Consider the following 11113-nt stretch of genomic DNA (forward strand, 5'->3'; position numbering starts at 1 on the left):
GATTGCCTGGTCAAAGCCGCTCGAAGCCGCGGAACAGCTCCCAGTCGGTGATCGCCCGGTCGTAGGCGTCGAGTTCGACACGCGCGTTGTTGGCGTAGTGCTCGACGACCTCGTCGCCGAACGCCTCGCGGGCCAGGGAGCTCTTGCACCAGTCCTCGTACGCCTCGCGCAGCGTCGGGCGTACCTGCTCCGCGCCGGACGCGTACGCGTTGCCGGTGAACGGGTCCTCCAACGGCAGCTCACTCTCGATGCCGTGCAGGCCCGCGGCGACCAGGGCGGCCACCGCCAGGTACGGGTTGACGTCACCGCCGGGCACCCGATTCTCGATGCGCAGCGACGGGCCGTGCCCGACGAGGCGCAGCGCGCAGGTCCGGTTGTCCAGCCCCCACTTGAGTGCGGTCGGCGCGAACGAGCCCGGCGCGTACCGCTTGTAGGAGTTGATGTTCGGCGCGTACAGCAGCGTGAAGTCCCTGATGCAGGCCAGCTGCCCCGCGATGAAGTGCTCGCCGAGCGGCGACAGCCCGTACGGCCCGTCGCCGGCGAGCAGCGGCGTGCCGTCGGCGGACCGCAGCGAGATGTGGATGTGGCAGGAGTTGCCCTCCCGCTCGTTCGGCTTGGCCATGTACGTGATCGACATGCCTGCCTGGGCGGCGATCTCCTTGGCGCCGGTCTTGTAGAGCGCGTGGTTGTCGCAGGTGGACAGCGCGTCGGTGTAGCGGAAGGCGATCTCGTGCTGGCCGAGATTGCACTCGCCCTTCGCCGACTCGACGTACAGACCGGCGCCGTCCATGGCGTTCCGGATCCGGCGCAGCAGCGGTTCCACGCGCGAGGTCCCGAGCACCGAGTAGTCGACGTTGTACTGGTTCGCCGGTGTCAGATCCTGATACCGGCGGTTCCACGCCTCCTCGTAGGACTCCTGGTAGACGATGAACTCCAGCTCGGTGCCGACGTAGGCCGTCCAACCGTGGCTCGCGAGCCGGTCGAGCTGGCGGCGCAGGATCTGCCGCGGCGCGGCGACCACGTCGGCGCCATGCGATCCCTCGGCCGCGTCTCCGCCACCCCATTCCAGGTCCGCGAAGACCATCGCGGTCCCGTCGTGCCAGGGGATGCGGCGCAGGGTGGCCAGGTCCGGGCGCATGACGAAGTCGCCGTAGCCGCGCTCCCAGGAGGACATCGCGTACCCGTCGACGGTGTTCATGTCGACGTCCACCGCGAGCAGGTAGTTGCACCCCTCCGAACCGTGCCCGGCCACCTCCTCCAGGAAGAACCGGGCGGACAGGCGCTTGCCCTGCAGCCGTCCCTGCATGTCGGGGATGACGATGAGGACCGTGTCGATCCGGCCCGCCGCCGCCTCATCCTTGAGTTGCTCGAGTGTGAGCAGACCTCGGTCGACCACGCTTCGTCCTCTCCGGACGCCGGACCGGGGGTGGCCCAGGGGGAATGGTTTGGTTTAGAACCATTGATGGCTAGACCTGGGCATCTGTCAACCCCCTGGCGTCGCCGGGTGAATCCACGGCCGAATAAGTACCCCCTTGACGTGAGGTCTTCCGGCTCGCACACTTCCGGGACAGTGAAAGGGCCGCTACGGGCCGTGTTTCGAATGGGTTACGGACAGTCCAAGACCCCCGCCGCTCTGCAGACCCGGCGCGCGCCGGCCGACCCCCGACCTCCACCACCCCCGATCCGAGGAGGCCCCATGGCCACCGGTCTCGACGATGACGCCAGACGACTCGCAGAACTCGGTTACAAACAGGAGCTGGAGCGGTCCTGGAGCGGCTTCTCCAACTTCGCCATCTCCTTCTCGATCATCTCGATCCTGTCCGGGTGCTTCACGACCTTCGGGCAGGCCTGGAACAACGGCGGTCCCGTCGCCATCACCTGGGGTTGGCCGCTCATCGCCGGCTTCATCTTGATCATCGGGTTCTGCATGTCCGAGCTGGTCTCGGCCTATCCGACCGCCGGCGGCATCTACTGGTGGGCGGCCACCATGGGCAGGCCGGTGCACGGCTGGTTCACCGGCTGGCTCAACCTGATCGGCCTCATCGCCGTCACCGCGTCGGTCGACTACGGCTGCGCGACGTTCCTCAACGTCCTGCTCGGCATGCTGCACAAGGGCTGGGACGGCGGCCTCGGCTTCGTGTTCGTGCTGTTCCTGGTCATCCTGGCCCTGCACGCGCTGATCAACATCTACGGGCACCACCTCGTCGCGATCCTGCAGAACATCTCCGTCTGGTGGCACGTGTTCGGCGTCGCCGCGATCGTGCTCATCCTGGTGTTCGGCCCGGACTCGCACCAGAGCCTGAAGTTCGTGTTCACCGAGCGGATCAACAACTCGGGCTTCTCCGGCGGGACCTACTGGTTCTACGTGCTGCCGCTGGGCTTCCTGCTGACGCAGTACACGATCACCGGGTTCGACGCGTGCGCCCACGTGTCGGAGGAGACCCAGGACGCCGCGCGCACCGCCGCCAAGGGACTGTGGCGGTCCATCGCCTACTCCGCGGTCGGCGGCTGGATCCTGCTGCTGTCCTTCCTGTTCGCCGCCACGGACGTCAAGGGCATCAACGCCGCACAGGGCTTCGCACCGGCGATCTTCACCAGTGCGCTCAGCCCGGCACTCGCCAAGATCGTGATCGCCATCTCGGTGATCGGCCAGTTCTACTGCGGCATGAGCTGCGTGACGAGCATGTCCCGGATGACGTACGCGTTCTCGCGGGACGGCGGCGTGCCTGGCTGGCGGCTCTGGTCGAAGGTGGACAAGAACCGGACCCCGGTGAACGCGATCATCATGGGGTCCATCGCGGCCCTCGTCCTCACCCTCCCGGCCCTCTACAAGAGCCCGACCGGCACGCCCGTCGCGTTCTACGCCGTCGTGTCCATCGCGGTCATCGGTCTGTACCTGGCCTTCCTCATCCCCATCTACCTGCGCGTACGGATGGGCGACCGGTTCCAGCCGGGGCCGTGGACACTCGGACGCAAGTACAAGCTGTTCGGCTGGATCGCGATCATCGAGATCGCCGTCATTTCGATCTACTTCATCCTGCCGATCGCCCCGGCCGGCGTCCCCGGCAACAAGAAATGGGACTGGAGCGCGGTGAACTACGCCCCGATCGCCCTCGGCGTCGTGCTGGCCCTGGTCGGCGGCTGGTGGGCGCTGTCGGCGCGGACCTGGTTCACCGGGCCCCGCCGGACGATCGACACCGACGAGCCGGAACCGGCATCACAAGCCTGACCGCATCCGCTGGGCGGGTCGACAACGGCCCGCCCGGCGGCGGCGCGGCGGACCGTACGCCCGTCCGGCGGCGCGCGGTGGCCCGGCCGTCCGTTTCGCCGTCGGCATTACGCTGATGCGCATGAGCCCTGGACCGCGTCGCCCGCGCCGCTTGCCCGGCCGGATCGCGTCCGCCGGGCGGGGTCGTCGCCGGTGCTGAAGGGCGGTCTTCGTTGAGTGACGAGCGGGATCCGGCCGCTCTGGCGCCCTCGACGGTCTTCCGGCCCGTCCGCGCGGGCAACGCCTTCGAGGAGACCGTGGAGCGCCTCCTCCAGGCGATCAAGCTCGGCGTGGTCGGCCACGGCGAGCGACTCCCGCCGGAGCGGGAGCTTGCCCCGCAGCTGGGCATCAGCCGGGTCACGCTGCGCGAGGCGATCCGCGCCCTGCAGGAGGAGGGATACGTCGAGTCGCGGCGCGGCAGGTTCGGCGGGACCTTCGTGACCTACCGGCCCAGAGCCCCGCGACGTGGCGACCTGGAGCGGGTCGCCGCGGGCATGGGCGAGGAGCTCAGCGACGCTCTGATCTACCGCATGGCGGTCGAGACCGGAGCGGGGCAACTGCTGGCCGGCCGGCGGCTGCGCGACGAGCAGGTCGACCGGCTCCGGTCGTGCCTGCGGGACGCCGACACGGCGGCGCCCGAGGACTACCGGCGGCTCGACACCCGCTTCCATCTGACGATCGCCGAGCTGACCGGCTCGCCGCTGCTCGCCGGTGCCTGCGCGGACGCCCGGATGCGGCTGAACGACCTGCTGAACGCCATCCCGGTGCTGGAGCGCAACATCGAGCACGCGTCGACACAGCACGCCGCGATCGTGAACGCCATCCTGGACGGCGACCCGGAGGCGGCGCGCCGCGCGATCGTCGAGCACCTGGAGGGCACCGGCGCCCTGCTCCGCGGTTTCCTGACCTGAGCCACCGGACGCCCCACCGCCCAGGACGGCGTCCCCCGAGCTGCCCCTCGTCGCCGGCCGGTGCGGGGAGATGAGAAGACGCCACCGAGCCTCAGGCGCTACTCCCGGGCTTCCATGTGAGGCCGCCCAACGGACGGGCCGCTGCGAGCAGTAGGGCGGCGAAGGTGATGGGGCCGACGGTCTGGGCGAGTTGATGGTGGGCGACGCCGATCGCCGCGTCCCCGATCTGTACGGCGGCATTGAGGGTGAAGGCGAGGCCCAGCGGTCGCCATGCCCGGACGGTCAGCAACCAGATCAACGCGCCGAGCAGCACAAGGCTGCGGGTCGCGACGTAGGCCGCGTACGTCTTGGCGGCGGTGCTGTCTCCGCCGTGCACCAGGCCGCCCGGATCCAGCAATCCGGCCACGGTGATGTATCCGGACGCAACGACCTCGGCGGTGATGACACTCGCGGCGAGAAGTCTGACATTTCGTGAGGGGGCCATATCATTCGGGTACCGAATCATATGGTCGACGGTAGCATCGGATCCATGGCGACGGAAGAATCAGTAACTCGAACGGTCTCGTTCCTGCTGGGCAAGCTGGGGCAGGTCGCGACGGGACGATTCGCCGAGCGGCTGATGCCGCACGGGCTGCGCCCCCGGCACTGTGCGGTGCTGGAGATCTTGGCCGCCGGGCCGAAGGCTCAGTTGGAACTCGCCAGGACGATCGGTGTGACGCCGAGCGTCGTCGTCGACATGCTCGACGAGCTCGAGGAACTCGGTGCCCTGCAGCGTGTGCGAGACACCGTCGACCGTCGCCGTCATCTCATCGAACTCACTCCCACCGGGCAGAAGTTTCGGCGCAAGGCCGTGCTGTTGGCCATGGAGACCGATGAGGAGCTGCTAGGCGGGCTCAGTGCCGAGGAGGCGGCGGCGCTGAAGCGTGCGCTGAACAGGGTCGCCTCGCTGAGCGGGATCCCGGCCGCCGGGTGACTTCGCAACGAGCCCATCCCGACTCGCCGTGGGCAACCGCTCCCGGCCCCGCGCGAATCGGCTCGGCCGTCGTCGTGTCCGCGGAATCCACTGAGCCCGATCGTGAGCGGAAGGAGCCGGAAGAGTGAGGATCCGTCAGGGCGGAGTGGCCGACGCGCCAGTGATCATGGAGATGCTGGACGGCGCGGTGACCTGGCTGACCGCCATTGGCCGTTCGGACCAGTGGGGTACCAAGCCGTGGTCGGCGAACCCGGAACAGGTGCAGAGCATCACCGACAAGGTGCGCACCGGCACCGCCTGGATCGCCGAGATCGGGGAGGCACCGGCGGGTGCCATGATCATCTCGTCGGTGGCACCGCATCACGTCACGGCCGCCGATGAGCCGGAGCTGTACATCAACTGGCTCGTCACCTCCCGTCCTTTCGCGGGCCAGGGCGTGGGCGCCGCGCTGATCGAACATGCGTGTGCGGAAGCCCGGCGCCTGGGCGTCGGCCTGCTGCGCGTCGACTGCTACGCCGGTAATGACGGCCGCCTGGTCGACTACTACCGCGGCAACGGCTTCACGACGGCCGAGACGTTCACGGTCCGCAACTGGCCGGGCCAGGTGCTCTTCCGGCGGCCGTGACGCCGCCGCCCGGTCGGTGTGCCAGCAGGCCGCGGAACCGGTCGGCGCGGAACGCGGCGAGTTCGGCCGGGCGCCGGCCGGTCACGACGTAGTCCGCCATCGCCTTGCCGGTCACCGGCGCGAGCGTGATGCCGAGCATGCCGTGACCAGTGGCCACATACGCGTTCGGGCTGCCGGGCACCCGGTCGAGGACGGGCAGCCCGTCCGGCATCATGGGGCGTCCGCCGACCCACGGATCGTGGATGAGGGCCATGAGGTCGTCGGCGTTGTCGTACCAGTGACCGAGGTAGTCACGGCTGGCGTGCGCGATCGCGACGACACGCCGCCAGTCGAGCCGCCGGTTGTTGCCGCTGAGCTCCATCGTCCCGGCGATGCGGGTGGCGCCCCCGATGGGCGACACCGCGATGTGCTTGTCGCCGAGGTACAGCGGATGTTCGGGAGCCGGGTCGAGGTCGACGGAGAAGCTGTAGCCCTTGCCCGCCTGCAACGGCAGGCGGACTCCGAGCCACCGCAGGAGGTCCACCGACCAGGCGCCGGCGGCCACGACGACGGAGGAGCACTCGATGTCGCCGCTCGTGGTGCGCAGCGCCGCGATCCGGCCGTCGCGGAAGTGGAACCCGCGGACCGCCTCGTGCTCGGTGACGCCGACGCCGTCGTGCCGCAGCCGGTCGGTGAGCGAGGCCACGAACGCGGTCGGGTTCACGACGCCTTCGCCGGGGACGAGGTAGCCCGCCTCGACCTTGCCGCCGAGGGCGGGATCCAGTGCCATGACCTCCTTGCCGGTGAGGATCTCGCCGGGGACGTCGTACCCGGCCCACGCCATCGCCCGCTGGATCCCGTGCGTCCGTCGCGCCTCCGCCATGGACGAGTAGGCGTGGACGAGGCCGGGACGGGTCAGGGTGGTCACCACGTCGGCGTCGGCGAGTTCGGCGAAGCGCTCGAAGGTGGCCTGGGCGAACTCGGCGACGGCCGCGTACCCGCGGTCGAAGGCCGTACGGGCGCAGCTGCGCTGGAACAGCACCAGCCAGCGGAGGAACGCCGGTGTGGGCTGGAGGCGCAGGTAGAGCGGGGAGTCGGGCCGGCCGATGGACCGCGCGGCGTACCAGATCACCCCCGGTGCGGGCACCGGCGCGGAGTGGCTGAGGCAGACCCAGCCCGCGTTGCCCCACGAGGAGCCGCCCCCGACGGGCCCCCGGTCGACGACGTGCACCGGGACGCCGAGGCGCCGGAGGTGGAAGGCGGTGCACAGCCCGATCGCTCCGCCGCCGATGACGACGACCGGAGCACGGCTTTCCGTAGACAGGGCCGTTCACCTGCCCGAACTGCGGTAGGACCGGAGGAAGGCCTGCGTACGGGCCTGCCGTGGGTCGTCCAGCACCTGCGCCGCGGGGCCCTCCTCGACGACGCGCCCGCTGTCGATGAAGGCCACCCAGTCGGAGATCTCCCGGGCGAACGGGACCTCGTGCGTGACGATCATCATCGTCATGCCGTCGTCGGCGAGGTCGCGCATGACGCGGAGCACCTCCCCGGTCGACTCCGGGTCGAGCGCCGAGGTCGGCTCGTCGAAGAGCAGCACGGCGGGCCGGAGCGCGAGCGCGCGGGCGATCGCCACCCGTTGTTGCTCGCCGCCGGACATCTGTTCGGGGAAGGCGAGCGCCCGGTGCGCGAGGCCGACACGGCGGAGCAGGCGTACGGCCGTGGCGATCGCCTCGTCCTCGCGGACGCCGGCCGCGTTGATCTGCGCGAGCACGACGTTCTCGACGGCGGTGAGGTGCGGGAACAGGTGGAACCGTTGGAACACCATGCCGACGCGCTGCCGCAGGCGGGCCAGGTCGCCGGACGCGACACGGCCGTTCGCGAAGACCGGTTCGCCGGCGACCTCGATAGTCCCCCGATCCGGCCGTTCGAGCAGGTTGACGCAGCGCAGCAGGGTGCTCTTGCCGCCTCCGCTGGCGCCGAGGATGCTGACGATGTCGCCGGATCGCACGTCCAGGCCGATGTCGTCGAGGACGACCCGGCCGTCGAACGACTTGCCGAGACCGTCGATCCGTACGACGGGGCCGTCGTCGGCGGGCTGAGCGGTCTTCGCCACGGCGGGCCTTTCGATTGTCATTTCGCCTCCAGTGCCGGCTCGGCCTCGGCGATCGCGAGCAGCGCGCGGGCCTTACGCAGGCGCCGGCGTCGCCCCGGGAACAGCGGGGCCCCCGCGCGCACCCGCCGTTCCAGCCAGAGCAACGCCTGGGACAGCGGGTAACAGACGGCGAAGTAGATCGCCGCGATGACGATGTAGACCTCCAGGGCACGGAACGTGTCGGAGGTGATGAGCTGTGCCTGGGTCATCAGCTCGGCCGCGGAGATCGTCACGAGCAGCGAGGTCGACTTGAGCAGGTCCACCAGCATCGTGTTGGTGCCGGGCAGGGCCAGGCGCAGCGCCTGCGGGAAGACCACGTGCGTGAGGGTGCCGAGGCCGCTCAGGCCGAGGGCGTGAGCGCTCTCCCGCTGGCCGTCGTGTACGCCGGCGAGCGCGGATCGGAAGATCTCCGAGAGGTACGCCGCGTAGAAGACCACCATGCTGAGCGACCCGGCCTCCAGCGCACTGAGCTTCACGCCCACGGAGGTCAGCCCGAAGTAGGTGATGAAGATGATCGCGAGCAACGGGATGTTCTTGAACACCTCGGTGTAGATCGTCGCCGGGAGCCGTACGATCCGCAGGCGGTTCATCCGCAGGAGGGCGACGGCGAGCCCGAGGACCACGGCGCCCACGAAGCCGAGCGCCGTGTACTCCAGTGTGTGCAGCAGTCCTTGCACCAGTGAGCCGGTGTAGTCGGACCAGGGAACCTTGAACATCGCGGTCCTTCCGCTCGCCGTCAGATCGACGGGGGTTGCCACCCGGCCGGCCGGTCGACGCCCTGCCGCTGACCCGCCATCCACGGGGAGGGCTTGAGGAACTGGTTCGGGTCGCCGCCGTACTTCTTGATCAGCGCGGTCATCTCGCCGTCCGTGTACATCTGCCGGATCTGCGCCGAGATCGCCTGTTCCAGCTTCGGCTCCTGCTTGGGGATGTAGAAGCTCGTCATGTACGGCCGGAGGGCGTCGTACGTGGGCTTCTGCTTGACCTCGGCGTCGGTCGGCGGCGTGAGGTACTGCGTCGTGAAGTGCATGTCGGGCCGCTTCTGCTGGGTGTAGATCACCAGCAGCGGATCCAGGAAGCCCACCTGGATGCGGCCGGCGGACAGGTCGTTGAACACGCCCTGCGCGTTGGGGTAGGCGTGCAGCTTCGCCCCGGGGATCGACTTGATCGAGTCGACCCACACGTAGCCGGTGACGGTGCCCAGGCTCAGCCCCTGCAGGCTCTGGACCGTGGAGTACTGCTTGCCGCTGTGCACGGCCATGGCCGGCGGCGAGTAGTACGGCGGGTCGGTGAACAGGCCCTGCTCCTGCCGTTTCTTCGTCCAGGCGATGCCGCCGATGGTGATGTCGGCGCGGCGGCTCTGGATGCTGCCGAGCATGCCGTTGAAGTCGGTGACCTGGGTTTCGATCTTCAGGTTCAGCTTGGCGGCGGCGGCCTGCAGGATCTCGCTGTCGATGCCGACGAGCTTGTCGCCCTGGAGGGCGGTGTACGGCTGGTACGGCTCGATCGTCACCTTGAGCACGCCGGGCTTGAGGGTGTTGTAAGGGTTGGAGGCTGATGTCGCACTGCTCCCGCTGGCGGAGCCACCGCAGGCGCTGAGGGAGCCGAGGGCGGTCAGCGCCGCCGTGGCGGCCATGAGGGCGTGGGATCCGGGCCGGGTTTTTCTCCACCACATGAGTACGTCGGCCTAACTCTGAGAAGGGTCTCCAGCCGTTGCGAGGACCCGCCGGACCGTGTCCCGGCCGGCCTTCGCCGTCGATTGCGTACACGGTAGAGAGCGGCATCGGCCCAGGTCATTAGCCGATTCGTACGAACATGTGAGTAAATAGGGCCCTGTGCTCGTACGACACGTACGACCGAGGAGCGCGCATGTCCCAGGGGCTCGGGCCGGGGTGGCATTCGGCGCTGACCCCCGCGCTGGCGCAGGAGATCGCCGGCGACACCAGCGCCATCATCGGATTCAACGTCCTGATCACCGATCCGGACGGCGTCGTCATCGGCAGCGGGGACAGCGGCCGTATCGGCTCCTTCCACGAGGCGTCGGTGGAGGTCATGCGGACGTTGCAGGCCGCGGCGCACACGGTGGGGCAGGCCCGCCTCCTCCGCGGCGTACGGCCGGGCGTCACCCTGCCCATCGTCATCGACGGGCAGGCGGCCGGCACCGTGGGCATCACCGGCGCACCGGCACAGGTGCGGCGGTTCGGGCTGGTCGTCCAGCGGCAGACCGAGATCCTCCTGCAGGAGTCGCTGCTGCTGCGGTCCCACCTGCTGCGCGAACGCGTCCTGGAGGACCTCGTCCGCGACATCGCGCACTTCGACGCCGACCTCGTCACCCCCGATGAGCTGGCACTCCGCGCCGGGGAACTCGGCTATGACCTGGGTGTCCCGCGGACGGCGATGCTCCTCGAACTCGAGGACGCCGCCACCGCCGTCGCGCCGGACGGCCACAACCTGCGGTCGACGCTGCTGCGCCTCATCCGGGAGACGTTCGCCTCTCCACAAGACCTCGTCGCCGCGGTGGCGGCCGGTCGGTTCGCCGTGTTCCATCGAGGTCCGGCCAGGCCGGCCGCCGTGGACGATCCGCCCGGCGTGCGGTCACTCGGCCGCGTGCTCGTCGACAACGTCCAGCGGCGGCTCGGCCTGTCCGCGAGGGTCGGCATCGGCGGGCTCGCCGCCTCGGTGCCGGAGCTGCGCGACTCCTACGAGGACGCGAAGGCCGCTCTGCGGCTCGGATCGCGGACCCGGCCCGCCGCTTCGGTGCATTCCATCGACGAACTGCGGGTGCATCAGCTGCTCGCGGCGGTTCCGCACCGGGTGCGCAGGCGTTTCGCCGAGACGTACGTCGCGGAGCTGTGCGAGCGCCCCGACTGGCCCGTGCTCCGCCAGACGATCACCGTGTGGACCGAGCACGGCTTCAACCTCGTCAGGACCGCGGCCGCGCTGAACATCCACCGCAACACGCTGGTCTACCGTCTCGACAAGATCGCTCGCCGGGAGGGCGACCGGGCCGACGGCGACGCGGACCGCCTGGCCCTCTATCTGGCCTGCGTGGCGGATCACCTGGACGATTGACGACCGTGGCCGGGGCAACGTCCCGGGCGCACAGATCGGCGGGGGGGGGGGCGGGGCTGGCCGGGGCCCTCCCCCCCCCCCACGAGAAGAAGAGGACCACCCCCCGGATGGCGGGGGAGATCGGAGGGCCCCC

The 11113-nt window shown here is 69.7% G+C and carries 11 protein-coding genes; 5 read left to right on the forward strand and 6 right to left on the reverse strand.

The window, feature by feature from the left end; genetic code table 11:
• Positions 1 to 10: 10 nt before the first annotated feature.
• A complete protein-coding gene (locus AB0I04_RS11890) occupies positions 11 to 1396 on the reverse strand; it encodes a glutamine synthetase family protein (RefSeq protein ID WP_360882377.1) in 1386 nt (461 codons plus the stop codon).
• A gap of 300 nt (positions 1397 to 1696) precedes the next feature.
• On the opposite strand from AB0I04_RS11890, the gene AB0I04_RS11895 reads away from it, so the two are divergent.
• Positions 1697 to 3229, forward strand: coding sequence for an amino acid permease (locus AB0I04_RS11895; protein ID WP_360882379.1), 1533 nt, complete (start codon positions 1697 to 1699; stop codon positions 3227 to 3229).
• A 212-nt stretch (positions 3230 to 3441) separates the two neighbouring features.
• The gene (locus AB0I04_RS11900; RefSeq protein ID WP_360882381.1) at positions 3442 to 4179 is read left to right on the forward strand and encodes an FCD domain-containing protein; all 738 of its coding nucleotides are present in this window, start codon (positions 3442 to 3444) and stop codon (positions 4177 to 4179) included.
• 91 nt (positions 4180 to 4270) lie between these two features.
• Here AB0I04_RS11900 and AB0I04_RS11905 read toward each other — a convergent pair whose 3' ends face one another.
• The gene (locus tag AB0I04_RS11905; RefSeq protein WP_360882383.1) at positions 4271 to 4663 is read right to left on the reverse strand and encodes a hypothetical protein; all 393 of its coding nucleotides are present in this window, start codon (positions 4661 to 4663) and stop codon (positions 4271 to 4273) included.
• 45 nt (positions 4664 to 4708) lie between these two features.
• Here AB0I04_RS11905 and AB0I04_RS11910 point away from each other — a divergent pair, with 45 nt between their 5' ends.
• Together AB0I04_RS11910 and AB0I04_RS11915 are read left to right on the forward strand one after the other, a co-directional pair.
• Positions 4709 to 5152 (forward strand): MarR family transcriptional regulator, encoded by a 444-nt coding sequence (locus AB0I04_RS11910; protein WP_360882385.1) that lies wholly within the window; start codon positions 4709 to 4711, stop codon positions 5150 to 5152.
• 124 nt (positions 5153 to 5276) lie between these two features.
• Positions 5277 to 5777: a GNAT family N-acetyltransferase gene (locus AB0I04_RS11915; protein ID WP_360882387.1), complete on the forward strand. Its 501-nt coding sequence runs from the start codon at positions 5277 to 5279 to the stop codon at positions 5775 to 5777.
• Here AB0I04_RS11915 and AB0I04_RS11920 read toward each other — a convergent pair.
• Genes AB0I04_RS11920 through AB0I04_RS11935 form a run of 4 tightly spaced genes read right to left on the reverse strand, consistent with a single transcriptional unit; the run spans position 5731 to position 9544 of the window.
• Entirely contained in the window at positions 5731 to 7080 is a 1350-nt protein-coding gene (locus tag AB0I04_RS11920) for an FAD-dependent oxidoreductase (RefSeq protein ID WP_360882423.1), read from the reverse strand. The genes AB0I04_RS11915 and AB0I04_RS11920 overlap by 47 nt on opposite strands.
• Before the next feature lie 6 nt (positions 7081 to 7086).
• Positions 7087 to 7890 carry an amino acid ABC transporter ATP-binding protein gene (locus AB0I04_RS11925; RefSeq protein WP_360882389.1) on the reverse strand — a complete coding sequence of 268 codons (804 nt, stop codon included), beginning with the start codon at positions 7888 to 7890 and terminating at the stop codon, positions 7087 to 7089.
• Positions 7887 to 8624, reverse strand: coding sequence for an amino acid ABC transporter permease (locus AB0I04_RS11930; protein ID WP_360882391.1), 738 nt, complete (start codon positions 8622 to 8624; stop codon positions 7887 to 7889). Before AB0I04_RS11930 ends, AB0I04_RS11925 begins: the two co-directional genes overlap by 4 nt.
• A 20-nt stretch (positions 8625 to 8644) precedes the next feature.
• Positions 8645 to 9544: a transporter substrate-binding domain-containing protein gene (locus AB0I04_RS11935; RefSeq protein WP_360882393.1), complete on the reverse strand. Its 900-nt coding sequence runs from the start codon at positions 9542 to 9544 to the stop codon at positions 8645 to 8647.
• Positions 9545 to 9777: 233 nt separating this feature from the next.
• Here AB0I04_RS11935 and AB0I04_RS11940 point away from each other — a divergent pair, with 233 nt between their 5' ends.
• The gene (locus tag AB0I04_RS11940) at positions 9778 to 10980 is read left to right on the forward strand and encodes a sugar diacid recognition domain-containing protein (protein ID WP_360882395.1); all 1203 of its coding nucleotides are present in this window, start codon (positions 9778 to 9780) and stop codon (positions 10978 to 10980) included.
• Positions 10981 to 11113: the final 133 nt, after the last annotated feature.

The organism is Actinoallomurus sp. NPDC050550, assembly GCF_040655075.1.
Classification (GTDB): domain Bacteria; phylum Actinomycetota; class Actinomycetes; order Streptosporangiales; family Streptosporangiaceae; genus Actinoallomurus.